Origin of the sequence: Rudaea cellulosilytica DSM 22992 (genome assembly GCF_000378125.1) — a bacterium.
Lineage (GTDB): Bacteria > Pseudomonadota > Gammaproteobacteria > Xanthomonadales > Rhodanobacteraceae > Rudaea > Rudaea cellulosilytica.
In genome coordinates, this window is the sequence record NZ_KB899245.1 from 37,094 (window position 1) to 60,425 (window position 23,332).

Sequence of the window (23,332 nt, forward strand, 5' to 3'; positions counted from 1 at the left end):
TTTATTCCCGCAGCCGGTTCAGACTATCCGCGTGCGAGTAAACCCGAAGTAAAGGCCGAGTAAACCTGCGGTAAAGGTTGAGTGAATCTTTCGTTACAGCGGTGCGTTCCGCGACCACGATCGATGTTGCGTGATTCGATTGGGCGCGGACGTGGTTGCCGAAGTACGTGATCGCCGCGATGCATCGCGTTCGTGGCAGCGTGGACCCGGGTGCGGCGGTGGCGCCGCCGTGCTCCCGGGGTTGTGACAGAATGTGCCGGCGCAAGCCGACTGCGTGATATACGGGTGTCTATGGTCAAGAGCTTCGCTTTCGGTGTGCTGTGCGCGGCGGGTCTGCTGGGTGCGACCCTGCCGTTCGTCGCGCACGCCGGCGCGGTGTTCCGCTGCGCCGGGCCCCACGGCGAGATCGCGATCACCAACAAGCCGAATGGCTACTCCGCGTGCACCAAGCTGCCGAATAGCGACTATGTCGAGCCGGCCGCGGCGAAGGCGCGCAAGCCGGCGATTAAAGAGGAACCGGCCAAGACGGCCGCCGCCATCGTGCCGGAACCGGGCAAGTCCGCTGCCACGCAGCCCGATGCGCCGGAAGCATCCAAGCCCGAAGCATCGAAGCCGGCCTCGGTCGCGACGGCCGAACCGGCCAAGGCGGCTGAAGCCGTCCGCCCGCGCAGCGAATACAAATCGATACCGGCCTCGCCATTCGCGGACGTGGTCAGCGAGCTGCGACTCAACGGCGAAGCACCGGTCAAGGTCGCCCCGAACGCAGTCGAAAGGCCGGAGAAGAACGTCGAGGTACGCCGCGGTGCGGTGTACAAAGTGGCGCGCGCGAATGGCATCGTCGAGTACACCAATGTCAGGCCCGGCGGCGGCGCGTATACGATGATGTTCACCTACATCGCGACCTGCTATGCCTGCGACGTGAAGTCCGCGATCAACTTCGCCACGCTCGCGCTCAACCTCGATGCCTACAAGGACGAAGTCGCCACTGCGGCATCCGAGTTCGGCGTCGATCAGGCGTTGTTGCGTGCGGTGATTCATGCCGAATCGGCATTCAATCCGAACGCGATCTCGGTCAAGGGCGCACAAGGGTTGATGCAGCTGATGCCGGCGACGGCGAGCGACATGGGCGTTGCCAGCCCGTTCGATCCGGCGCAGAACATCCGCGGCGGTGCGCGCTACCTATCTGCGCTGCTCAAACTGTTCAACGGCGATGAGCGCCTGGCGGCGGCGGCGTATAACTCCGGCCCACAGAACGTGCAGAAGTACAGTGGGGTGCCTCCGTTCGACGAAACCCGGGTCTATGTCGAGCGCGTCGCGACTTTGCGCAAGCGCTACGGCGAGGCGCGCTGAGCTAGCGGATCAGCCGCCCGGTTGCGGGTTAGCGTTGGCATTCTGTTCCGCGCGGGCGGGAGTTTGGGGATGCTCGACCAAGGTCATGTCGAACTGCAATTGCTTGCCGTCGCGCTGGACGGAAACGGTGACCTTGCTGCCCGGTTCCAGATGCGATTCGCGATTGCGCAGCGCTGACGCATTTGGCACCCACTGGCCGTCGATGCGCGTGATCGCATCGCCCACCTTGAGCCCGGCCTTGGCCGCGGGGCTGTCGGCATCGATCGCCGTGACCAGAGCCCCGCCGGTGATCACAGGCATCGGATCGCCCGGCTGGATCGGCATGTCGCGGCAGGTCACGCCGATCCAGGCGCGGATAACGCGCCCGTAGCGGATGATCTGGTCGAGCACCTTCTTCGCCCGATCGACCGGGATGGCGAAACTGATGCCGACGTTGCCGCCGTTCACCGAAGGAGAGTAGGTGCGCGAGGTAATGCCGACCAGCTCGCCATAGGCGTTGACCAGCGCGCCGCCCGAATTGCCCGAGTTGACCGCCGCGTCGGTCTGGATGAAATCCTCGCCGTTCTCGGGGCTGATGATGCGACCCAGCGCGCTGACGATGCCCATGGTCACGGTCTTGTCCAGACCGAACGGGTTGCCGATCGCGAGCACGACGTCGCCCACCGCCACCGGCTTTTCCGCGATCGGGATCGTCGCTGCGTTCCAAACGTCGAGCTTGAGCACGGCAAGGTCGGTTTCCTTGTCGCTGCCAATGACCTTCGCCGCCATACTGCGGCCGTCGGGCATGCCGACGCTGATGTTGGTGGCGCGTTCGACGACGTGGTGGTTCGTGAGCACATAACCGTCCGCGTTGACCACCACGCCTGAGCCCAGATTCTGGGTCGGCACGTTGGTTACCATCTGTGCGGGAACCACCGGGGGCAGATTCGGATTGTCTGTCCTCACCAGCACCTGCCGCGTTTGCTGCTCGATCTTGTTGACGAAGATGCTGACCACTGCCGGACTCGCGGCTTCGACCGCGGCCGAATACGAGGTCGTGATCGTGCCCGCATCGCTTGCCGTCGATGTGGCGTTCGTGCTGGCGTGCGGGCCAAAGGTCACGCCAGGTTCACGAGTGCGCAGCGCCGGCTTTGCGGGCAACGGTTTCGCGGTTTGGGTTTGCTCGACCACGGCGGAGGGTGCCGGTTCCGCCGACGAGCCGCGCAGTCGTGAGGTCCACTGCGGCGCGAGCAGCGAGATCACGAAGGCGAGGGCAAGCCCCAGGGTGACGAACTGCGCGACGAACTGGATCAGGCGGACAAAATTTTTCATTCGGACTCGGAAGCGGGCGGCAGACGTTTGTTTTCGTTGTCTGCGAGGTAGGGCTTTGGTTAAACTAGCACGATTTTTGGGGGAGCCCGCGCAGGCTGCTCAGCGGATTTTCAGACTCGGCGCATGGCTGCGTCGATGCATCAGGCATGCAAGTGCATGGTGCGGCAAACGTGGTGCGGCTTGGCCGCGACCATTGTTTACCCGATCCGATATGGCATCGGGTGGCAGGAAGCCCGGTTTTGCAAACATTCAATATCTCGGAGTGCCGGATGGCAAATGAGGGTGTGAATCAGGGACGCCGCAGATTCCTGACCGGGACGACTGCGGTCGTCGGCGGCATCGGGGCTGCGTTCGCGGCGACTCCCTTCATCAAGTCGTGGCAGCCGAGCGAGCGCGCGAAGAACGCGGGCGCGCCGGTGCTGCAGGACATCAGCAAGATCGAACCCGGACAGAAGATTTCCGTGCTTTGGCGCGGTTCGCCGGTATGGATCGTCAACCGCACCAAGGCGATGCTCGACACGCTGCCCGGCCTCGACGGCCGCCTGCGCGATCCGAAGTCGCAGGTCGATCAGCAGCCGAAATACGCGCAGAACGAGACGCGCTCGATCAAGCCCGAGTGGCTGGTCATGATCGGCATCTGCACACACCTGGGTTGCTCGCCGGAATACATCCCCGAGATCAAGCCTGAACCGTTCGATCCGGAGTGGAAGGGCGGCTTCTTCTGTCCCTGCCACAAGTCGCGCTACGACATTTCCGGCCGCGTGTTCCAGGGCGTGCCTGCGCCGGCGAACATGGTCGTGCCGCCGTACAAGTTCGTCGACGACAATCACATCCTGATCGGCGTGAATCCGGAGGACAAAGCCTAATGGCCAACGTATTCACGAGCATCGGCAACTGGGTCAACGAGCGCGCACCGGGCATGATGCCGGTGTACCGCAAGCACATGACCGAGTATTACGCGCCGAAGAACTTCAACTTCTGGTACTACTTCGGCGTGCTCGCCATGGTCGTGCTGGTCAACCAAATACTGACCGGCATCTTCCTGACGATGTTCTACAAGCCGGGCGCAGCGACGGCGTTCGACTCGGTCGAATACATCATGCGCGACGTCGACTGGGGTTGGTTGATTCGCTATATGCATTCGACCGGCGCGTCGATGTTCTTCATCGTCGTCTATCTGCACATGTTCCGCGGCTTGATGTACGGCTCGTACAAGAAGCCGCGCGAACTGGTCTGGCTGCTCGGCATGTTCATCTTCCTCGCGCTGATGGCCGAGGCGTTCATGGGCTACGTGCTGCCGTGGGGCAACATGTCGTTCTGGGGCGCGAAGGTGATCATTTCGCTGTTCGGCGCGGTGCCGCTGATCGGCGATACGCTGGTGCAGTGGATAATGGGCGACTACAACCCGGCCGATGCGACGCTCAACCGCTTCTTCGCGCTGCACGTGATCGCGCTGCCGCTGGTCCTGCTCCTGCTCGTCGTGCTGCACATCTTCGCGCTGCACGAAGTCGGTTCGAACAATCCGGACGGCGTCGAGATCAAAAAGAAGAAGGACCCGGCCACGGGCAAGCCGCTCGACGGCATCCCGTTCCATCCGTACTACACGGTGCATGACATCGTCGGTGTCGGCTTCTTCCTGACGATCTGCGCGTTCATCATCTTCTACCAGCCGACCGTCGGTGGCTGGTTCCTCGAGAACGACAACTTCATCCCGGCCAACCCGCTCGTCACCCCGCCGGAAATCAAGCCGGTGTGGTACTTCACGCCGTTCTACGGAATCCTGCGCGTGATCCCCGACAAGGGCTTGGGCATCTCGGCGATGTTCGCCTCGATCGTGCTGCTGTTCCTGCTGCCGTGGGTCGACCGCGGCGCGGTCAAGTCGATCCGCTATCGCGGGCTCGGCTACAAAGTGGCGCTGGGTATATTCGCACTGACGTTCCTGCTGCTCGGCTCGATTGGTGCCGGTCTTACGGCGGAGTGGATTCCGAAGATTTTTGGCGCCAGCGCCGATGTGACCAGCATCGAAATGCATTTTGGCTGGCTGCTTGTGCTCATGTATTTCGGCTATTTCATCTTCCTGTTTGGCTACACGGCTTTCGGCTACGAGAAAACCAAGCCGGTGCCGGAGCGAGTGACGGGAGGAGGTCACTGACATGATGCGCAAAATCGTTCTCGCTCTTGCTTTCTCCGCAGTCGCATTCGTCGCACCAGCCTCTGCCGAGGAAGGCGGCGGCCTGCTTCCCGCCGGCACGAAGGTCGGCAACATCGCCTCGCTGCAGCGCGGCGCGCGCCTGTACTTCAACTACTGCTCGGGCTGCCATTCGATCAAGTACCAGAGCTACTCGCGCCTGGCGGACGACCTCAAGCTCGCGCCTGGCGAGGTGTTGAGCAACTTTGCCTTCACCGGCGCGAAGATCGGCGACCAGATCGTCTCGAACATGCCTGCGGACCATGCGCAGGAATGGTTCGGCAAGGCGCCGCCCGACCTTTCGCTCGAAGCGCGCGCGAAGGGTCCGGACTGGATCTACACCTACCTGAAATCCTTCTATCTCGATCCCTCGCGTCCGGTCGGCTGGAACAACACCGTGTTCCCCGGGGCCTCGATGCCGAACGTGCTCTGGGAACTGCAGGGCACCCAGGTCGCCCATTACGCGCCCGCCAAGCCGGGCGAGGAGCCGGCGGTCGAGAAGTTGGAGTTGTCGAGCAAGGGCAAGCTGTCGGGCGAGGAATTTGATGCTGCCGCGCGCGACATTACGGCGTTCCTGCAGTACGTCGGCGAGCCGGCGGCGCTGAAGCGCGAAGCGGTGGGCGTGTGGGCGATTCTGTACCTCGCGTTTTTCACCTTCCTTGCCTGGTTGCTCAACAACGAATATTGGAAAGACGTTCACTGAGGCTTTCGAGTAGCTGGCTTGTTGCAAAACCGGCGCTGCGGCGCCGGTTTTCGTTTTCAGGCTAGGCGTCGTCTTCGCGTAGGTGTAGATTGTTGCAAAAGCGTGGCGGCAAGCCACCGCAGCCGCCGACATCGGCTCCCAGGGGCGTGGGATACAGAGGGAACTCGCAGCATGGTCTTGAATCCGCGATCGCGTACTGTTTTGACGCTGTATTCTTCGCGCGACGACGTGCAGTGCCATCGTGTCCGCCTCGTGCTGGCGGCGAAGGGAGTGGCCTACGATTTCGTCGCGGTCAACCCGACTTCGCCGCCCGAAGACCTCGTCGATCTCAATCCCTATCACAGCGTGCCGACTCTGGTCGACCGCGACCTCGTCCTCTACGAAACAGGCGTGATCTGCGAATACCTCGACGAGCGCTATCCGCATCCGCCGCTGATGCCGATCGACCCGCTCTCTCGCGCGCGCTTGCGCCTGGGAATGGTGCGCATGGAGCGCGATTGGTATCCATTCGTCGAGCAGATTGCAGCCGGTGGCCGTCCCGCCGATGCCGCGCGCAAACGTCTGCGCGAAACCCTGCTCGCAAGCCTGCCATTGTTCAAAGCGGCAAAGTTTTTCCTCAATCCGGAAATGAGCCTCGCCGATTGCGCGCTCGCACCGCTGATCTGGCGCCTGCCGAGCCTCGGCGTCGAGTTGCCGCGCGAAGCGCGTGTGATCGACGACTACGGTGAGCGTATTTTCCGTAACCCCGGTTTCACCCGCAGCCTGACTGAAGAAGAGAAAGCATTGCGCGCTTGATTGCGCGCGAGATAACACCATGACCGCCGCCACGATGACCTCCAACCGCCCGTACCTGCTGCGTGCCATGTACGAGTGGATCGCCGACAACGGCCTGACGCCGTACATCCTCGTCGACGCCAATGCGCCCGGCGTCAAGGTGCCGAAGAGCTCGATCAAGGACGGCCGCGTCGTGCTCAACGTCGCCTCGCGTGCGGTCGCCCAGCTCGAACTCGGTAGCGATCGAGTGCGTTTCATGGCGCGCTTTGCCGGCGTTTCCCAGGTGGTCGAGGCGCCAATCAGCGCAGTCCTGGCGATTTACGCGCAGGAGAACGGCCAGGGCATGATGTTCCCGGCCGAGGATCAGACAGCTGCGCAGCCGCCTGAGTCGACAGACGCACAAACCGCAACGGTCGCGCCTTCGGACCCGGCGCCGAAGAAGGGCCCGCATCTGCGCGTCGTGAAGTAGTGCAGTTCTCAGTTCACGCGCCGGGGTAGTTCGATCACGTTCGAGCCGCGCACGACCGGATGCGCTTCGGCAACAGGCAGGCTCCATGCGAGCAGGCGGCCGTCGAGCATCGTCAGGCTGCCGCGGTGGCGGTCGTGGCCGTCGATGCTGACTTCGAAACGATAGTTGCGACGCAAGCGCAAATGGCCGTCGCCATTGCGGGTGAATCCGAAGCCGGCCAGCGACACGCTTTGGTCCAGCAGCTGCACGCCTGCTTTTGCGCAAAGATCGTGCCCGAGTGCGCGCGCAAGGTCGCGTGCCTTGAGTGCGTTCTGCCACAGCGCAAGTGCAACAAGCAGTGAAATTACGGCAAGCATCGGACCGATCATCGCATTAGTGTATCCGTTGATGCCGGCCACCGGTACGAACACGACCGTGCTGCTGCGCCTTCGATTCAGCTCCCCGCCTTGCGTCGAGGCGGTCGCTGGGCAATAATGCGCGCCCCGCGCGATCCGCGCCGGGTCCAGCGACGCCGCGACAGCGTCCTGACGGGCGGTTAGCTCAGCGGTAGAGCATTGCCTTCACACGGCAAGGGTCGCAGGTTCGATCCCTGCACCGCCCACCACATATACAAATCGCTGCAAACAAAACCCGTGCATTGCGCGGTTTTTGCTTCCAGCGGTAACTTATCTCCGCTTCTGATCTTCGCTTCCGCGTTTCTTTGATTCGCTTTTCCCAAAGCGCACCATTTTTCGCAACGCATCCCCAATCATCCCGAGCGACGTCTTCACCGCATCGACCGACCAATCGAGCACGCGGCGTTCGTCGACGCCGCTGAACGCGCGCATCACGTCGGGCATGCCGGTGATCGGCGCGTCCTTCCATTTCGCCACGGCCTGCGCGCGCTTGCCGATCGCGTAGGTCACGCTGGCATTGCTTACCGCCGATGAGACGATACCGGCGATCGGCACGAAGCGCCGCGTCACCACGCCGCCGAGGCGTCCGGCCAGGCGATGCAGCACGCCGCGCACGAGGACGTCGCCGGCGATACTCGCGCTCGTGCCCATGGTCTGCACGCGCGTGATCAACTGCTCATGTAGGGCCGCGGGCAACTTGAGCGAGTACAGCGCGAACGTGTCTTCGACCAGCTCGCGCTGCACGCGCGCGAGGAATTTCGCGTCGAGCACCTCGCCGAAGACGAAACCGAGCACGCGACCGAGGCCCGGAATTGCCTCGATCGCCGCGGTCAGCGCGCCGGTCAGCGCGGCGCGCGTGACCTTGCGCCGCAGCAGGGCGACGAATTGCGCGTCGGGGTCGTCTGCGCGTATGGCGGCGATTTGCGTGCCCGTCCTGCGTACGGGCAGTTGCTCCTGCGGTTCGCGTTTGCTGCGTGGCATGGCCGCATGCTAGCGGAAATCGCGCCTTCTCGCGTCGCATGGCGATGCGGTCATGTGTAGGCAAGGCGGGCGCCACGATCCTGAGTTATTCTTGAGCGTTGACTGATTGCCTGGTTTGCCATGTCCGAACTCGCCGCCCATCTCGATCGCCACGATACGATTCGCGCCGTGAACTACGCCGACGGCGTCCTGCGCCTGCTCGATCAGCGCGAGCTGCCGTTCACGGAGGCGCACATCGAGTGCCGCAACGCGATCGAAGTGGCGAAAGCGATCAAGGACCTCGTCGTGCGCGGTGCGCCGGCGATCGGCATCGCCGCGGCCTGGGGCGTCGTGCTGCAGGCAGGGTTGCTTGAAGGTGCGGGCGAGCCTGTCAGCATCGCCGCGCTCGACTCGACCTTCGGCACCTTGAACGCCGCGCGGCCGACCGCGGTGAACCTCGCCTGGGCGCTCGCACGCATGCGTGCGACGCTGGCTGCAGCGAAGGACGATCCGCTGGGCGCGCTGACTGCGGAGGCACGTGCGATCCAGGACGAGGACCTCGCCGCCAATCGCAAGATGGGCGAGATCGGCGCGAGTTTCTTCGCCGACGGCATCGGCGTGCTTACGCATTGCAATACCGGGTCGCTCGCGACCGCCGGCTTCGGCACTGCGCTCGGCGTGATCCGTGCCGGTTACGCGGGCGGAAAGATCGCCCGGGTCTACGCCGGCGAGACGCGACCATGGCTGCAGGGGGCGCGCCTGACCATGTGGGAACTCGTGCGCGATCGCATTCCGGCGAAGCTGATCGCCGATTCGGCCGCCTCGCACCTGATGAAGTCGGGTGTGGTGCAGTGGGTCATCGTCGGCGCCGACCGCATTGCCGCGAACGGCGATACGGCGAACAAGATCGGCACCTATCAGCTCGCGATCAGCGCGAAGCGCCATGGCGTCAAGTTCATGGTCGTGGCCCCGTGGTCGACCGTGGACATGGCGACCAAGCATGGCGATGACATCGAGATCGAACTGCGCGATCCGGCGGAACTGCTCTCGATCTCGGGCAAGCGCACGGTCGTCGACGGCGCGGACGCATGGAATCCGGTATTCGATGTCACTCCGGCCGAGCTGATCGACGTCATCGTCACCGAGCGCGGCGCGATACAAAAGCCGTTCGGTCCAGGCTTGGCGAAGCTCGCGGGCGTGCAAGGCTGAGCGATGCGCCAGCTGCTTCTTTTCTGCGTCGGCGGCGTGCTCGGCTTCATCGTCGATGCGGGCGTGCTGCAGATTCTCGTCAGCGGTTTCGCCTGGGACCGCTTCAGCGCTCGCCTGATCTCGTTTCTCTGCGCGGCGACGGCGACCTGGCTGTTCAACCGCAATCTCACGTTCCAGGGCACGCGCAACCACTCGCGCTTCGGCGAATGGTGGCGCTACATCTTCGCGATGAGCGGCGGGTTTGCCTGCAATTTCGCCACCTATTCGGCGCTCGTGCTCGCCTTCGATGTGGATGGCGCGCATCTGCCGCTCGCCGTCGCCGCGGGCTCGGTGGCCGGGCTCGGCGTCAACTATTTCGCCTCGCGCTACTGGATTTATCGCAGCAAGCCGCAGGCTTAGGAATACGCGCCGTACTCTTTCGCCTGGTCGCTCGCGCTCGCGGAAACGATGGCGATTTTCGCCTTTCCCGACGCCGTCCGAACCGTGCATTTCGTTCTCTCGGAGTCGTCTTTCAACCGATTGAAATCACAAGGATTTTCCGGGTCGAAATTTCGCCGGAAGAACGCCTGCGTATGGTAGAATTATGACAGCTGAAATCGCCTGATTTCGCACCCGCGCGAAGCGTCGCGCCCAGCAGAAAAATACCGGGAAGAATTCCACGATGGCGGACCTGGCCAAAGAAATCATTCGCGTCAACATCGAAGACGAAATGCGGCAGAGCTACCTCGATTACGCGATGAGCGTGATCGTCGGTCGCGCCCTCCCGGACGTGCGCGATGGCCTCAAACCCGTACATCGCCGCGTGCTCTACGCGATGCAGGAATTGAACAACACCTGGAACCGCTCCTACATCAAATGCGCGCGCGTCGTCGGCGACGTGATCGGTAAATACCATCCGCATGGCGACCAGTCGGTGTACGACGCGCTCGTGCGCATGGCGCAGGATTTTTCGCTGCGCTATCCACTCGTCGACGGCCAGGGCAACTTCGGTTCCGTCGATGGCGACAACGCCGCGGCGATGCGTTACACCGAGTGCCGTCTCGATCGGCTCACCTCGGAAATCCTTTCCGATCTCGACAAGGAAACGGTCGACTTCCAGCCGAACTACGACGAGAAGGATCTCGAACCGACCGTGTTGCCCGCGCGCGTGCCGAACCTGCTGGTCAACGGCTCGGCCGGCATCGCGGTCGGCATGGCGACGAACGTGCCGCCGCACAATCTCACCGAGATCGTCGATGCGACGATCGCGCTGATCGACAATCCCGATCTCGGCTTCGATGAACTGTTGCGCCTCGTGCCGGGGCCGGACTTTCCGACCTACGGCATCATCAACGGTGCGGCCGGGATCATCGAGGCGTACAAGACCGGCCGCGGCCGCATCTACGTGCGCGCCAAGGCGGCGATCGAGACCGAAGACAATGGTCGCGAAACGATCATCATCACCGAACTGCCGTATCAGGTGAACAAGAAGCGATTGATCGAAGCGATCGCCGAGCTGCACAAGGAGAAGAAGCTCGAAGGCATTTCGCCCGACGGCCTGCGCGACGAGTCCGACAAGGACGGCATGCGCATCGTCATCGAAGTGCGCAAGGACACGCTGGCCGAAGTGCTGCTGAACAATCTCTACCAGCAGACGCAGATGGAGGTGACCTTCGGCATCAACATGGTCGCGCTCGTCGACGGCCAACCGCGCCTGCTCAACCTCAAGGACATCCTCGAAGCGTTCATCCGCCACCGCCGTGAAGTCGTCACCCGGCGCACGATTTTCGAATTGCGCAAGGCGCGCGACCGCGCGCATGTGCTCGAAGGCCTGACCGTCGCGCTCGCCAACATCGACGAGATGATCGAGTTGATCAAAACCTCGGCGTCGAGCGAGGAAGCCAAGGAGCGCATGCTCGCCAAGCGCTGGGAGCCGGGCTTGGTGCGCACGTTGCTCGCCGCGGCGGGCGCGGATGCGTCGAAGCCGGAAGATCTCGCGCCGAACGTCGGCTTGTCCGATATCGGCTACCAATTGTCCGAAGTGCAGGCACAGCAGATTCTCGAAATGCGTCTCGCGCGCCTGACTGGACTCGAACAGGAAAAGCTCACCGACGAATACAAGGAATTGCTCGGCGTAATCGCCGGCCTGATCGAGATCCTGATGGATCCCGATGTGCTGCTGCGCGTGATCCGCGACGAGCTGATCGAGATCAAGACGCAGTACGGCGACGCGCGCCGCACCGTGATCCAGGCCAGCCAGGAAGACCTCGACGTGCTCGACCTGATCGCGTCCGAGGACGTGGTCGTCACGCTTTCGCACGCGGGCTACGCCAAGCGCCAGCCGACCACGGTCTATCGCGCGCAGAAGCGCGGCGGCAGGGGTCGTTCGGCGACCGCGATCAAGGAAGAGGATTTCGTCGAGAAGCTTTGGGTCGTCAACACGCACGACACGCTGCTCGCGTTCACGAGCCTGGGCCGCGTGTACTGGCTCAAGGTGTACAAGATTCCCGAGGCCGGCCCGAATTCGCGCGGCCGCCCGATCGTCAACCTGCTGCAGCTCGAAGAGGGCGAGAAGGTGCAGGCGATCCTGCCGGTGCACGAGTATCGCGAAGACCATTATGTCTTCTTCGCCACGCGCAACGGCACGGTGAAGAAGACGCCGCTGACCGAGTTCGAATTCCAGTTGCAGAAGGGCAAGGCGGCGATTTCGCTCGACGAGGGCGATGCACTCGTCGACGTGCAGCTCACCGACGGCACGCACGACGTCATGTTGTTCGCCTCGAACGGCCGCACCGTGCGCTTCGCCGAAGACGAGGTGCGCGCGATGGGGCGCGGCGCCAGCGGCGTGCGCGGCATCCGCCTCGCTGCAGGCGCGCAGGTCGTCTCGCTGCTCGTCGTCGAGCATGCCGCGGAACAAGGCGGCGACGAGGAGGAGGCGATCGAAGCGGCCGAGGGCCAGGCGCTTGCCGAAGAGCCCGCATCACCGTCGGAAACCTACGTGCTCACCGCGACCGAGCGCGGCTACGGCAAGCGCACGCCGCTGTCGAAGTACCCGCGCAAGGGTCGCGGCATCCAGGGAGTCATCGGCATCCAGTGTTCCGAACGCAATGGCAACCTCGTCGGTGCGGTGGGATTGGACGAAGCACACGAGGTCATGCTGATCTCGAACCAGGGCACGCTCGTGCGCACACGCGCGAGCGAAATCGCCAAGGTCGGACGCAATACGCAGGGTGTGACCCTGATTCGCTTGCCAGCCGATGAATCGCTTGTTGGTGTTGTAGCGATCGACTCGATCGGTGCCGAAGAGGACGAGGCCGGTGAAGCGGATGTCGCTGTGGCAATCTTGCCGCCTCCTGCGGAGTGAAGTGCATGTAGGCTGGGCTGACAAGCCCAGCCTACATGTGGCGTGATCAGATCACCGCGAGCATCGACGCCGCGTCAGAGACTTTGAACTCGCCAGGCGCCTCGAGATTCAATGCCTTGACCACGCCATCGTCGGCATACAGCGCAAAGCGCTTGCCGCGCATGCCGAGGCCGAACGCGGTGCCGTCCATTTCGAGGCCGAGCGCCTTGGTGAACGCGCCGTTGCCGTCGGCGAGCATCCACAGGCCTTCGGGCACGTGCTGGTTCTTCGCCCACGCGTCCATGACGAAGGCGTCGTTAACCGCGATGCAGGCCACGTCCACGTTCTTGCCCTTGAACTCCGCGAATTTTTCCACGTAGCCGGGCAGATGCTTGGCCGAGCAGGTTGGCGTGAACGCGCCGGGCACGGAGAACAGTACGACCTTCTTGCCCTTGAAAATCTCGTCCGTATTGACCGCCTGCACGCCGTCCTTGAGGTAGTTGAGGGTGACGTTGGGGAGGGTGTCGCCTACGGCGATGGTCATGGCTCTGGTCCTTTCAGGTTGTGGGTGTCGATCATAAGGCTTAACCCGCAGCAACTTCATCCCTTGAAAAGATTTCGGCCATCCGCATTTTTCTTGCCAGCGGGCAATCGGCCCGAATCACTTCAGGAAAAGATATGACCATCACCCACTATCAGAACTGGCTGCGCCCGCATCACCGCCATTTCTTCGTCAACCACCAAGATGCGAACTCGTGGACGCCGCGCGTCGACGTGCGCGAAGAAGACAATCGCTACGTTATCGTTGCCGACATCCCCGGCGTGGACTCGAAGGACATCGAGATCAGCATGGACAAGAGCGTGCTGACGATCAAGGGCGAGCGCAAGTCGGAGACGATCGCCGAGAACGCGAAAGTGACGCGCGTCGAGCGCCGCCAAGGTGCCTTCGAGCGCAGCTTTGCGCTGCCGGACAGCGCCGATGCAGACGCGATCACGGCCAGCGGCAAGAACGGTGTTCTCGAGATCGCGATCCCGAAGAAGGCGCAGGCGGCGCCGCGCAAGATCGTGGTGAACTGAGTTTCTCGAAGCCTCGTTGTTGACACAACCCGCGGTCAGCTATGCTGGCCGCGGGCGTTTCCGTTTTTCGCCGTCATCTCGACATGGACAGCCGGACTGCGAAGGCAGGATGCCGAAGCGAACATTCGCGCAGCGAATGGCCCGAAGGGCATGCCGCAGGAGCGGCATGTAATCCAGACCGCCGGGATGACGAGCTGGCGTCCTCTCCAATTGTTGACCGCTAACGCGAATCACGCATGCAATTCAAAGACTACTACGACATCCTCGGCGTCAAGCCCGGCGCGACCGAAGCGGAGATCAAGACCGCTTATCGCAAGCTCGCCAAGAAATACCATCCGGACGTGAGCAAGGAGGCCGGCGCCGAGGAGAAGTTCAAGGCAGTCAACGAGGCCTACGAGGCGCTGCGCGATCCCGCGAAGCGCAAGGCCTACGACCAGATCAAGGCGCAGGGTTACCGGCCCGGGCAGGAATACCAGCCGCCGCCGGATTTCGGTGGCGGGCAAGGTTTCGATTTTTCCGACGCGGGCGAAGGCGGGTTTTCGGATTTCTTCGAGTCGTTGTTCGGTGCCGGCGCGCGTCCAGGCCCCCGCGGTCGCACCGGTCCGCGCCGTGGTCGCGACGTGCAGGCGCGTGTCGAAATTCCACTCGCCACCGCGTTCAGAGGGGGTAAGGAGCGGATCACGCTGCGCGACGGCAGCGGCGACGAACGTACGCTCGAGGTGAAGATTCCCGCGGGCATCCTGCCGGGGCAGCAGATTCGCCTCGCCGGGCAGGGATCGCCAGGCTCGCAAGGCGCAGCGGCGGGCGACCTGCTGCTCGAAATCGCGCTCGGCGAGGACGGCCGCTTCCATCTCGATGGCCGCGACGTGTTGCTGACCCTGGCTATCGCACCATGGCAAGCCGCGCTGGGCGGCACGGTGACCGTGCCCACGCTGGCGGGCGACGTGGAGCTGAAGATTCCCGCCGGTTCCGACTCCGGCAAGAAGATGCGCTTGCGCGGCCGCGGCATGCCCGGCACTGTGCCGGGCGATCAGTTCGTGACGCTGCAGATCCACGCACCGCCCGCGCAGACCGACGCACAGCGTAAGCTTTACGAGCAGATGGCAAAGGAATTCGGCGAATCGGCCGTGCGCGTCTGAGCGAAGACAAATCTGATGTGATTAGAGCGGATCGAAAAAGCGCCGATGCGGATGGAGCGAATCAACGAACTCCATCCGCGCAAATCGTGGTTTGATTCGCGTCGCGCGCTCTATTGCCGATCAAGCCGCCGCGGGCAACAGATTCTTGATCGCCTGCATGAGTTCCTTCTCGTCGATCGGCTTGGTCACGTAGGCTTTCGCACCTTGGCGCATGCCCCAGACCTTGTCGGTTTCCTGGCCTTTGGTGGTGACGAGAATGACCGGGATATGCTTCGTCGTAGGCTCGCGCGCGAGCGTGCGCGTGGCCTGGAAGCCGTTGAGGTTGGGCATCACCACGTCCATGAGGATCAGGTCGGGGATTTCGCGCTTGGCGGTATCCACGCCAGCGGCACCATCCTCGGCCGTGGTTGCGAGATGGCCGAGTTTTTCGACGATGCGTTTGAGGCCCAGCAATTGCGTGGGCGAGTCGTCAACGATCAGTATGCGCGCCATGGACGGATGCCTGCCCCCTGCAGGATTGATTGAAGGTTGATTGTAGGCACAAGTTCTCGATTGCGACAGCGTTCCTGAATATGCGTGACGGACATCACTATTTTGCGATGTCCGCCACGCTCAAAGTTTGACCACGGTGCGACCAAACGAGCCGCCTGCGAGCATGGTGTCGAACACGGCCGGCAACCCGTCCAGGCCGACTTCGCGCGTGGCGATTCGGTCCAGATGCGCCGGTTTCCAGTCGCTCGCCAGATGTTGCCACACCGCATCGCGGATGTCGCGCGCCGTGCCTGCCGAGGCGATGCCGAGCAGGCTGACGCCGCGCAGGATGAAGGGCATCACTGTTGTCGCCAGCGCGGGATCGGCGGCGAGTCCGCAGCTGGCGATGTTGCCGTAGGGATGGATGACGCGGGTCAAGCCGGCGAGCATCTCGCCGCCGACGTTGTCGATTGCGCCAGCCCAGCGGCTCGTTTCGAGCGGGCGCTGGCCCCAGTACAGGTCCTTGCGCGAGATGCATTGTTTGGCGCCGAGCGCGATCAGGTCGTCGAAGTGTTCGAGCTTGCCGCTGATCGCATGCGCCTCGTAGCCAGCGCGCGTGAGGATGTCGATCGCGAGCGAGCCGACGCCGCCGGTCGCGCCGGTGACGACGATCGGCCCAAGCGAGGGTACTTGTCCATTTTGTTGCATTCTATACAACGACAGGCCGGCGGTGAAACCGGCCGTGCCGAGGATCATCGCCTCGCGCAGCGTCAGCCCTTTCGGCAGCGGAATCGTCCATTTCGATTCAAGTCGTGCGTATTGCGCATAGCCGCCGTCGCGCGTCTCCGACAGGCCGCAGCCGGTGACGAGCACCGCGTCGCCTTCCTTGAACTTCGCATCGCTCGACTCGACGACGTGGCCGGCGACGTCGATGCCGCCGACCAGCGGCGACTCGCGCAGGATCTTGCCCTTGCCGGTGCCGGCGAGCGCGTCCTTGTAGTTGATCGACGAGTAAGCGACCTTGATGACGATTTCGCCGGGCGAGAGGTCGTCGATCTTCAGTTGCTCTATGCCGGCGCGGTAGTTGCCTCGCTCGGCGTGGATGCGGAAGGCGGAAAAATTTTCGATGCTCATGCGTAGTCCTTTAGCTGCGTTCAAACAGAGCGATGCCCGACATGCGCCGCCAGGCTTCGCGGCGCGCGGCCGGCTGGAAGCGCGACAACCAGCGCCAGACGTATGCGCCGCGCATCGTGCGGTTGATGCGGAAGGATTCGTCCCAGGTCGAGCGGAACTCGGCTTCGCGCCAGCCTAGCGGCGCGAAGAAGGCAGTGCCTTCAGCGGGGCCGAACAGGAACGGCGCGTTGCCGTCGCGCAGTTTGGGCGACCAGCGGCGCTCGAGAAGCTTGAGCAGCATCGGCGAAGCGAGGTCGGCGAGCCACCAGCGGGCCTGCGCGGTTTCGTGCAGATCACGCGCGAGCTCGGCGACCTGCTCGGCTTCGAGGTAGATCAGCAGCCCTTCGGTGATCACCAGCAGCGGGCCTTGCGCGCGTGCATGCGCGAACACTTCGCGGCGCCGCTCGGCCACGCGCAGGTCGGCTTCGATTAAGTCCAACTTGCAGCGCGGGGTTTCTCCGGACATCTGTTCGCGGTAGTAGGCGACCATCTCCGGCATGTCCACATGCAGCCACTGCAGCGCAGTGGGCAAGTCGAGGCGGTAGGGTCGTGCGTCGAGGCCCGCGGCGAGATCGAGTACGCAGCGCACGCCTTCGCGCACACAGCGCTGCACGATCTCGTCGATGACGACCGTGCGCACGACCAACGGCCAACTCAGCGACTGACCGTTTGGAATCGAGGCAACGATGGCTTCCCCGCGCGCGCCGGCGAGGCGGCGCGCGTACGGATCTTGGAACAACGCATCGCGTCGCTCGCTCTCCATTGCGCGGTACACCGCCACCCAAAGCGCGGTGTCGGAAACGTTGCGGATCGGATTTGTCGCCATTGCGCGCTCCGCGACGCCGCGCCGATCAGTTCACCTTGTGAATCGCGCGCTTGTCGACCGCGAGCGCGGCCTCGTGCACGGCTTCGCTCAACGTCGGGTGCGCGTGGATGATGCGTGCGAGATCTTCGGCCGAGCCGTGGAATTCCATTGCGACGACGGCCTCGGCGATCAATTCCGACACACCCGGGCCAACCATGTGTACGCCGAGCAGGCGATCGGTTTCCGCATGCGCGAGCACCTTCACGAAGCCGGCGGTTTCGTTCATCGCGACGGCGCGACCGATCGCGGCGAACGGAAAGCTGCCGACCTTGTACGCGATGCCGGCCTTCTTCAGCTCGTCTTCGGTCTTGCCGGCCCAGGCGATCTCCGGCTCGGTGTAGATGACCCACGGGATGTAGTCGTAGTTGACGTGGCCCGGCTTGCCGGCGATCAGCTCGGCGACGGCGATGCCTTCCTCGAAACCCTTGTGCGCAAGCATCGGCCCACGCACGCAATCGCCGACGGCCCAGACGCCGTCCGCGGTGGCGTGGCAGTGTTCGTCGACGACGACGCGGCCGCGCTCGTCGAGTTGCACGCCGGTGCCTTCGGCGAGCAGGCCATTGGTCGCCGCGCGGCGACCGACGGCGACGAGCAGCTTGTCGACGACGAGCTTCTGTTCGCCCTTGGCATCGGTGTAGGTGACCTCGACCGTGTTGCCCTTGACCTCGGCCTTGCTGACTTTGGCGCCGAGCTTGATGTCGAGGCCCTGCTTGGCGAATTCCTTCGCGGCGACCTTGGCCACGTCCTTTTCGGCCGCGGCGAGGAAATCCGGCAGCGCTTCGAGGATGGTGACTTCGGCGCCGAGACGGCGCCAGACGCTGCCGAGTTCGAGACCGATCACGCCGGCGCCGATCACACCGAGGCGCTTCGGCACCACGTCGAAGTCGAGCGCGCCGGCATTGTCGACGATGGTCTTGCCGTCGAACTTGGCGAACGGCAGTTCGATCGAGGTCGAGCCCGCAGCGAGGATGATGTTCGGCGCGGTCAGTTCGTTGCTCGTACCATCGAAGCGCTTGACGCTGACGACCTTGTTCGGCAGCAGCGTGCCGAAGCCGTCATAAGCGGTGATCTTGTTGCCTTTGAACAGCAAGGCGACGCCGCCGGTGAACTGTTTGACGATCTTGTCCTTGCGCCCGACCATCGTGCCGACGTCGATCTTTGCATCCTTCGTCGTGATGCCGTGCACGTCGAAGTGCTGGGTCAGGTTCCAGAACTGCTTGGACGAGTCGAGCAGCGCCTTCGATGGAATGCAGCCGACATTGAGGCAGGTGCCGCCGAGCGCGAGCTTGCCGTCCTTGCCCTTGAAGTTGTCGATGCACGCGGTCTTGAGGCCGAGCTGTGCGGCGCGGATCGCCGCGTGATAACCGGCGGGACCGCCGCCGATGACGATGACGTCGAATTGGTCTGCCATGGAAATTCCAGTGAGTGGCTGTCGCCGATTTTGGGAAGCGGGTGAATCCGATATGGAGCACCGGGGAGCCGTTATCCAGCTCCCCGACGACGGATTCCGCTTACATGCCGAGCAACATCCGCTGCGGATTCTCGAGCTGGTTCTTGATGTCGACGAGGAACAGCACCGCATCCTTGCCGTCGATGATGCGGTGGTCGTAGCTGATCGCGACGTACATCATCGGCGCGGCGATCACCTGGCCGTTCTCGACGATCGCGCGTTCCTTGATCGCGTGCATGCCGAGGATCGCGCTCTGCGGCGGATTGACGATCGGAGTGGAGAACAGCGAGCCGAACGTGCCGCCGTTGGTGATCGTGAACGTGCCGCCCTGCAGGTCATCGAGGGTGAGGCCGCCTTCGCGTGCCTTCTTGGCGAAGCCGGCGATCGCCTTCTCGACGTCGGCGAAGCCCATGTTCTGCGCATCGCGCAGCACCGGAGTGACCAGACCCTTGTCGGTCGACACGGCGACCGAGATATCCTGGTAGGCGTGATAGATGATGTCGTTGCCGTCGACCGAAGCGTTGACGATCGGATGACGCTTGAGCGCTTCCGCCGCGGCCTTGACGAAGAAGCTCATGAAGCCGAGCTTGATGCCGTTGGCCTTCTCGAACTGCTCGCCGAGTTCCTTGCGCATCGCCGCGACCTTGGCGAGGTTGATCTCGTTGAACGAGGTCAGCATCGCGATCGAATTCTTCGACTGCATCAGGCGCTCGGCGATTTTTGCGCGCATGCGCGTCATCGGCACGCGCTCCTCGGTGCGCGGACCCGACGGCGCCTTCGCCGTCGCCGCGGCGGCCGCGGGTGCCGGCGCGGATTTGCCGCCCGCACTGATGTAGTTGACGAGGTCTTCCTTGGTCACCGCGCCGCCGCGGCCGGTGCCGGCCACCTTGGACGGATCGATCTGGTTCTCGGTTGCGACGCGGCGGCCGGCCGGGGAGAGTGCATCGACGCCGGCGGCAGCGGGAGCGGCGCTCGGTGCCGGTGCGGGCGCAGGTGCTGCCTTCGTGGCGGGCGCAGCGGCGGCGGGAGCGGAAGCTGAAGCGGCGGCGCCTTCCTCGAGGATGGCGAGCACCTGCTGGCTGGTCACCGTTGCGCCGGTGTCGAACCTGATTTCCTTGAGCACGCCGTCGGCCGGCGCCGGTACCTCGAGCACGACCTTGTCGGTTTCGAGATCGACGAGGTTTTCGTCGCGCTTGACCGCGTCACCCGGCTTCTTGTGCCAGGTGGCGATCGTCGCGTCGGCGACCGATTCGGGCAGTACCGGAACTTTGACTTCGAGCGTCATTTTCTGTCCTTTGTGGAATTGTATACTTCTAGAAATCGTCCAACTTTCCCGCGCGTGCCATTGCGCACGCGCAGGTGAAGCGAATGTTCAATCCGCCGAATAGTCATCGCCCGGCGACTTGACCAGTGCATCCTCGACGAGCTTGGCCTGCTCTGCGATGTGGGTGTTCAAGTGGCCGCAGGCCGGCGCCGGAGAGCGTGTGCGGCCGGCGTAGTGCAGCGTGTGCTCATCGCCGATGCAGGCGGCGAGGTGATGTTTGATCTGATACCAGGCGCCCTGGTTCTGCGGCTCTTCCTGGCACCAGACGACTTCCTGCACGTTCGGATACTTGGCCAGTTCGGCCTGTACCTGCGTGCGCGGGAATGGATAAAGCTGCTCGACGCGCACGATGGCGACATCGCTCAGCTTGCGCTTGGCCGCTTCCTGGATCAGGTCGTAGTAAACCTTGCCCGAGCAGAACACCACGCGCTTGACCGCTTTCGCGTCCTTTGCGGTCGAATCGGCGATGACGAGCTGGAAGCTGCCGTTGGCGAGATCGTCGAGCGAGGAGGTGGCGAGTGGATGGCGCAGCAGCGACTTCGGCGTCATCACCACGAGCGGCTTGCGCACGTCGCGCAGCATCTGCCGGCGCAACAGGTGGAACATCTGTGCGGGCGTGGTCGGCACGACGACCTGCATGTTGTCGAGTGCGCACAGTTGCAGGTAGCGCTCCAGGCGCGCCGAGGAGTGCTCGGGTCCCTGGCCTTCGTAGCCGTGCGGCAGCAACAGGACCAGGCCAGAGAAGCGCGACCACTTCGCCTCGCCCGAGGAAATGAACTGGTCGATCACGACTTGCGCACCGTTGGCGAAGTCGCCGAACTGCCCTTCCCAGAGCACGAGCGTGAGTGGCTCGGAAGTCGAGTAGCCATACTCGAACGCCATCACCGCTTCTTCGCTGAGCAACGAATCGATCACGTTGACGGTGGCGCCGTCGCGCACCTTGGTCAGCATGGTGATGTCGCGGCCGCTGTTCTGATCGTGCAATACGGCGTGGCGATGCGAGAACGTGCCGCGGCCGACATCCTGGCCGACCAGGCGCAGGTCGTAACCCGCGTCGATCAGCGTGGCGTAGGCGAGGTTCTCGGCGAAGCCCCAATCCATCGCCTGCGCGCCGGCGGCCATCTTGGCTCGCGCCTCGTAGACCTTGCCGACTTGCGCCTGCAGGGTGAAATCCTTCGGCACGTCGAGGATCTTTGCGTTGAGCGCGGCGAGCTTGTCCTTGGCCACGCCGGTATCGACCGCTTGGTCGAGCGAGGCGTTGAGGTGGCGCGTCCAGTCGATCGCGAATGAATCCTTGAAATTCGGATCGAGCGCGGGAATCGGCTGTCCGGCTTCGAGCTTGGCGCGATAGGTATCGATGAGTTCCTGTGCATCGCCGCCGGCGATAACGCCCGCGGCTTCGAGCTGCTTGGCGTAGAGCTCGCGCGCCGGCGGCCGCGCCTTGATGATCTTGTACATCAATGGCTGAGTCGCCGAAGGTTCGTCGGCCTCGTTGTGGCCGTGGCGGCGATAGCAGACGAGGTCGATGACCACGTCGCGCTTGAACTTCGCACGGTAGTCGAAGGCGAGGCGGGTGACGAACAGCACCGCTTCGGGGTCGTCGCCGTTCACATGGAACACCGGCGCGTTGACCATCTTCGCGACGTCGGTGCAGTACAGCGTCGAGCGCGTGTCGTGCGGGTTCGAGGTGGTGAAGCCGACCTGGTTGTTGATGACGATGTGGATCGTGCCGCCGACGCCGAAGCCGCGCGTCTGCGACATGTTGAACAGCTCCATGTTGACGCCCTGGCCGGCGAAGGCCGAGTCGCCATGGATCAATACCGGCAGTACCTGGTGGCAATCGGCGTCGTTACGATGAGTCTGGCGCGCGCGCACGGAGCCGGCGACGACCGGATTGACGATTTCCAGGTGCGAGGGGTTGAACGCGAGCACGACATGCATGGTCTTGTCGCCGCTCTTCACATCGGCGGAGAAGCCCATGTGGTACTTGACGTCGCCCGAGTGCGCGGGATTGTCGTCGTGGTCGAACTTCTGCTCGAACTCGTCGAACAGCTTCTGCGGCGCCTTGCCGAGGATGTTGACGAGCACGTTGAGGCGGCCGCGGTGGGCCATGCCGATGACCAGGTCCTTGACGTCGTTGGCCGCACCGCGCTTGACCAGTTCGGCCACCATCGGAATCAGGCTGTCGCCGCCTTCGAGCGAGAAACGCTTCTGGCCGACGTACTTGGTGTGCAGGTAACGTTCGAGGCCGTCGGCTTGGACAAGATGCCCGAGCAGCTTCTTCTGCTCTTCCACCGCGAGTCCGAAATTGCCGCCCGCACTTTCGAATTGCTGATGCACCCAGCGCCGCTCGTCGGCGTCGCGGATGTGCATGAACTCGGCGCCGATGCTGCCGGCGTAGGTCTTCTTCAGGCGCTCGACCAATTCGCCGAGCTTGAGCTTGGGCGGACCGCCGAGGAAGCCGGTGTTGAACTCGGTGTTCATGTCGACCGCGCCGAGGCCGTGCCACGACGGGTCAAGATCGGGCGCGCCCGGGCGCGGCAGCAGACCGATTTCCTCAAGGTCGGCGACCGGGTAGGTGCCTTCCATGTTGAGCGGATCGAGTTTGGCGGCGAGGTGGCCGCGCGAGCGATACGCGGTAACGAGACGCGAGACGCCGGTCTGCTTGTTGCTGACCGCGTCGGTCAGCTGGCCCGCGGCGAGCATGATGGCGCGGCCATTGACCTTCTGCGCCTGCTCGATGCGCACGACTGCGTCGCCGTGCGGCTGGTCGCCGGCCTCGCGGCCCTTGAAAGTGTCGAAGTATTTCTTCCACTCGGGTGCGACCGAGGAAGGGTCGCGCAAGTAGTTGTCGTACAGATCCTCGATGAAGGCGGCATTGCCGCCGGAAAGAGGCGAGGACTCGGAGAATTCCTTGAGGAGATTGGCGCTCACGCTGGCATACCGGCATTGGGGGCGGGCGCGACCGTACCTGTGACACAGCGGCCAAGAAGGCAGCCGATCGCGGGTCGCGAATTATACGCTAGGTATGGGGATTGGACATTAATTCCCTGAAAGGTTGCCTGTCGCTGATGGATCTCTCACGAGGCCTGCTTGGGCTAAGGCGATTATTCTCACGCGTGTGCAATCGCGCATGCCTCCGCTACAATCGC

General features: G+C 63.6%; 21 protein-coding genes and 1 tRNA gene. 12 read left to right on the forward strand and 10 right to left on the reverse strand.

Annotated elements, in window-relative coordinates; genetic code table 11:
• Positions 1-291: 291 nt before the first annotated feature.
• Positions 292-1,350, forward strand: a complete 1,059-nt coding sequence (locus F455_RS0118315) for a lytic transglycosylase domain-containing protein (RefSeq protein ID WP_018974776.1) — start codon at positions 292-294, stop codon at positions 1,348-1,350.
• Between the two features lie 9 nt (positions 1,351-1,359).
• On the opposite strand, the gene F455_RS0118320 is transcribed toward F455_RS0118315, so the two are convergent.
• Positions 1,360-2,661 carry a S1C family serine protease gene (locus F455_RS0118320; RefSeq protein ID WP_018974777.1) on the reverse strand — a complete coding sequence of 434 codons (1,302 nt, stop codon included), beginning with the start codon at positions 2,659-2,661 and terminating at the stop codon, positions 1,360-1,362.
• Between the two features lie 269 nt (positions 2,662-2,930).
• Here F455_RS0118320 and petA point away from each other — a divergent pair, with 269 nt between their 5' ends.
• From petA to F455_RS0118345, 5 genes are all read left to right on the forward strand, one after another.
• On the forward strand, positions 2,931-3,527 hold the full coding sequence (gene petA, locus F455_RS0118325) for a ubiquinol-cytochrome c reductase iron-sulfur subunit (RefSeq protein ID WP_018974778.1): 597 nt from the start codon (positions 2,931-2,933) through the stop codon (positions 3,525-3,527).
• Positions 3,527-4,813, forward strand: a complete 1,287-nt coding sequence (locus tag F455_RS0118330) for a cytochrome b (RefSeq protein WP_018974779.1) — start codon at positions 3,527-3,529, stop codon at positions 4,811-4,813. The genes petA and F455_RS0118330 overlap by 1 nt, the downstream gene beginning before the upstream one ends.
• A 1-nt stretch (position 4,814) precedes the next feature.
• On the forward strand, positions 4,815-5,552 hold the full coding sequence (locus F455_RS0118335; RefSeq protein ID WP_018974780.1) for a cytochrome c1: 738 nt from the start codon (positions 4,815-4,817) through the stop codon (positions 5,550-5,552).
• A 171-nt stretch (positions 5,553-5,723) separates the two neighbouring features.
• The gene (locus tag F455_RS0118340; RefSeq protein ID WP_026293528.1) at positions 5,724-6,347 is read left to right on the forward strand and encodes a glutathione S-transferase N-terminal domain-containing protein; all 624 of its coding nucleotides are present in this window, start codon (positions 5,724-5,726) and stop codon (positions 6,345-6,347) included.
• A 19-nt stretch (positions 6,348-6,366) separates the two neighbouring features.
• Positions 6,367-6,795 carry a ClpXP protease specificity-enhancing factor gene (locus F455_RS0118345; protein WP_018974782.1) on the forward strand — a complete coding sequence of 143 codons (429 nt, stop codon included), beginning with the start codon at positions 6,367-6,369 and terminating at the stop codon, positions 6,793-6,795.
• Positions 6,796-6,803: 8 nt separating this feature from the next.
• On the opposite strand, the gene F455_RS0118350 is transcribed toward F455_RS0118345, so the two are convergent.
• On the reverse strand, positions 6,804-7,205 hold the full coding sequence (locus F455_RS0118350; protein ID WP_051084248.1) for a DUF3301 domain-containing protein: 402 nt from the start codon (positions 7,203-7,205) through the stop codon (positions 6,804-6,806).
• A gap of 119 nt (positions 7,206-7,324) precedes the next feature.
• Here F455_RS0118350 and F455_RS0118355 point away from each other — a divergent pair.
• Positions 7,325-7,399, forward strand: a tRNA-Val gene (locus F455_RS0118355).
• A gap of 61 nt (positions 7,400-7,460) precedes the next feature.
• On the opposite strand, the gene F455_RS0118360 is transcribed toward F455_RS0118355, so the two are convergent.
• A complete protein-coding gene (locus F455_RS0118360; protein WP_018974783.1) occupies positions 7,461-8,171 on the reverse strand; it encodes a hypothetical protein in 711 nt (236 codons plus the stop codon).
• A gap of 120 nt (positions 8,172-8,291) precedes the next feature.
• On the opposite strand from F455_RS0118360, the gene mtnA reads away from it, so the two are divergent.
• From mtnA to gyrA, 3 genes are all read left to right on the forward strand, one after another.
• The gene (gene mtnA / locus F455_RS0118365; protein ID WP_018974784.1) at positions 8,292-9,359 is read left to right on the forward strand and encodes an S-methyl-5-thioribose-1-phosphate isomerase; all 1,068 of its coding nucleotides are present in this window, start codon (positions 8,292-8,294) and stop codon (positions 9,357-9,359) included.
• Between the two features lie 3 nt (positions 9,360-9,362).
• Positions 9,363-9,758 carry a GtrA family protein gene (locus tag F455_RS0118370; RefSeq protein WP_018974785.1) on the forward strand — a complete coding sequence of 132 codons (396 nt, stop codon included), beginning with the start codon at positions 9,363-9,365 and terminating at the stop codon, positions 9,756-9,758.
• Between the two features lie 262 nt (positions 9,759-10,020).
• Positions 10,021-12,702 (forward strand): DNA gyrase subunit A, encoded by a 2,682-nt coding sequence (gene gyrA / locus F455_RS0118380; protein WP_018974787.1) that lies wholly within the window; start codon positions 10,021-10,023, stop codon positions 12,700-12,702.
• Between the two features lie 46 nt (positions 12,703-12,748).
• Here gyrA and F455_RS0118385 read toward each other — a convergent pair whose 3' ends face one another.
• The gene (locus tag F455_RS0118385) at positions 12,749-13,225 is read right to left on the reverse strand and encodes a peroxiredoxin (protein ID WP_018974788.1); all 477 of its coding nucleotides are present in this window, start codon (positions 13,223-13,225) and stop codon (positions 12,749-12,751) included.
• A gap of 134 nt (positions 13,226-13,359) precedes the next feature.
• On the opposite strand from F455_RS0118385, the gene F455_RS0118390 reads away from it, so the two are divergent.
• A complete protein-coding gene (locus F455_RS0118390; RefSeq protein ID WP_018974789.1) occupies positions 13,360-13,758 on the forward strand; it encodes an Hsp20 family protein in 399 nt (132 codons plus the stop codon).
• 236 nt (positions 13,759-13,994) lie between these two features.
• On the forward strand, positions 13,995-14,897 hold the full coding sequence (locus tag F455_RS0118395) for a DnaJ C-terminal domain-containing protein (RefSeq protein ID WP_018974790.1): 903 nt from the start codon (positions 13,995-13,997) through the stop codon (positions 14,895-14,897).
• A 120-nt stretch (positions 14,898-15,017) separates the two neighbouring features.
• Here the strand turns inward: F455_RS0118395 and pilH are convergent, their stop codons facing one another.
• From pilH to F455_RS0118425, 6 genes are all read right to left on the reverse strand, one after another.
• Positions 15,018-15,389: a twitching motility response regulator PilH gene (gene pilH, locus F455_RS0118400; RefSeq protein WP_018974791.1), complete on the reverse strand. Its 372-nt coding sequence runs from the start codon at positions 15,387-15,389 to the stop codon at positions 15,018-15,020.
• A gap of 120 nt (positions 15,390-15,509) precedes the next feature.
• Positions 15,510-16,502: an oxidoreductase gene (locus F455_RS0118405; RefSeq protein WP_018974792.1), complete on the reverse strand. Its 993-nt coding sequence runs from the start codon at positions 16,500-16,502 to the stop codon at positions 15,510-15,512.
• A gap of 10 nt (positions 16,503-16,512) precedes the next feature.
• On the reverse strand, positions 16,513-17,367 hold the full coding sequence (locus F455_RS0118410) for a class I SAM-dependent methyltransferase (RefSeq protein WP_018974793.1): 855 nt from the start codon (positions 17,365-17,367) through the stop codon (positions 16,513-16,515).
• A 25-nt stretch (positions 17,368-17,392) separates the two neighbouring features.
• Positions 17,393-18,817, reverse strand: a complete 1,425-nt coding sequence (gene lpdA, locus F455_RS0118415) for a dihydrolipoyl dehydrogenase (RefSeq protein ID WP_018974794.1) — start codon at positions 18,815-18,817, stop codon at positions 17,393-17,395.
• Between the two features lie 100 nt (positions 18,818-18,917).
• Positions 18,918-20,141, reverse strand: coding sequence for a 2-oxoglutarate dehydrogenase complex dihydrolipoyllysine-residue succinyltransferase (odhB, locus tag F455_RS0118420; protein WP_018974795.1), 1,224 nt, complete (start codon positions 20,139-20,141; stop codon positions 18,918-18,920).
• A gap of 87 nt (positions 20,142-20,228) precedes the next feature.
• Positions 20,229-23,114, reverse strand: coding sequence for a 2-oxoglutarate dehydrogenase E1 component (locus tag F455_RS0118425; RefSeq protein ID WP_018974796.1), 2,886 nt, complete (start codon positions 23,112-23,114; stop codon positions 20,229-20,231).
• Positions 23,115-23,332 lie beyond the last annotated feature (218 nt).

Excerpts from the sequence above, each read along its gene's own strand:
- odhB (WP_018974795.1), bottom strand. The coding sequence starts at position 20,141 with ATGACGCTCGAAGTCAAAGTTCCGGTACTGCCCGAATCGGTCGCCGAC.
- F455_RS0118410 (WP_018974793.1), bottom strand. The coding sequence starts at position 17,367 with ATGGCGACAAATCCGATCCGCAACGTTTCCGACACCGCGCTTTGGGTG.
- pilH (WP_018974791.1), bottom strand. The coding sequence starts at position 15,389 with ATGGCGCGCATACTGATCGTTGACGACTCGCCCACGCAATTGCTGGGC.
- F455_RS0118390 (WP_018974789.1), top strand. The coding sequence starts at position 13,360 with ATGACCATCACCCACTATCAGAACTGGCTGCGCCCGCATCACCGCCAT.
- F455_RS0118340 (WP_026293528.1), top strand. The coding sequence starts at position 5,724 with ATGGTCTTGAATCCGCGATCGCGTACTGTTTTGACGCTGTATTCTTCG.
- lpdA (WP_018974794.1), bottom strand. The coding sequence starts at position 18,817 with ATGGCAGACCAATTCGACGTCATCGTCATCGGCGGCGGTCCCGCCGGT.
- F455_RS0118320 (WP_018974777.1), bottom strand. The coding sequence starts at position 2,661 with ATGAAAAATTTTGTCCGCCTGATCCAGTTCGTCGCGCAGTTCGTCACC.
- mtnA (WP_018974784.1), top strand. The coding sequence starts at position 8,292 with ATGTCCGAACTCGCCGCCCATCTCGATCGCCACGATACGATTCGCGCC.
- gyrA (WP_018974787.1), top strand. The coding sequence starts at position 10,021 with ATGGCGGACCTGGCCAAAGAAATCATTCGCGTCAACATCGAAGACGAA.
- F455_RS0118385 (WP_018974788.1), bottom strand. The coding sequence starts at position 13,225 with ATGACCATCGCCGTAGGCGACACCCTCCCCAACGTCACCCTCAACTAC.
- F455_RS0118405 (WP_018974792.1), bottom strand. The coding sequence starts at position 16,502 with ATGAGCATCGAAAATTTTTCCGCCTTCCGCATCCACGCCGAGCGAGGC.
- F455_RS0118315 (WP_018974776.1), top strand. The coding sequence starts at position 292 with ATGGTCAAGAGCTTCGCTTTCGGTGTGCTGTGCGCGGCGGGTCTGCTG.
- petA (WP_018974778.1), top strand. The coding sequence starts at position 2,931 with ATGGCAAATGAGGGTGTGAATCAGGGACGCCGCAGATTCCTGACCGGG.
- F455_RS0118335 (WP_018974780.1), top strand. The coding sequence starts at position 4,815 with ATGATGCGCAAAATCGTTCTCGCTCTTGCTTTCTCCGCAGTCGCATTC.
- F455_RS0118345 (WP_018974782.1), top strand. The coding sequence starts at position 6,367 with ATGACCGCCGCCACGATGACCTCCAACCGCCCGTACCTGCTGCGTGCC.
- F455_RS0118370 (WP_018974785.1), top strand. The coding sequence starts at position 9,363 with ATGCGCCAGCTGCTTCTTTTCTGCGTCGGCGGCGTGCTCGGCTTCATC.
- F455_RS0118395 (WP_018974790.1), top strand. The coding sequence starts at position 13,995 with ATGCAATTCAAAGACTACTACGACATCCTCGGCGTCAAGCCCGGCGCG.
- F455_RS0118360 (WP_018974783.1), bottom strand. The coding sequence starts at position 8,171 with ATGCCACGCAGCAAACGCGAACCGCAGGAGCAACTGCCCGTACGCAGG.
- F455_RS0118330 (WP_018974779.1), top strand. The coding sequence starts at position 3,527 with ATGGCCAACGTATTCACGAGCATCGGCAACTGGGTCAACGAGCGCGCA.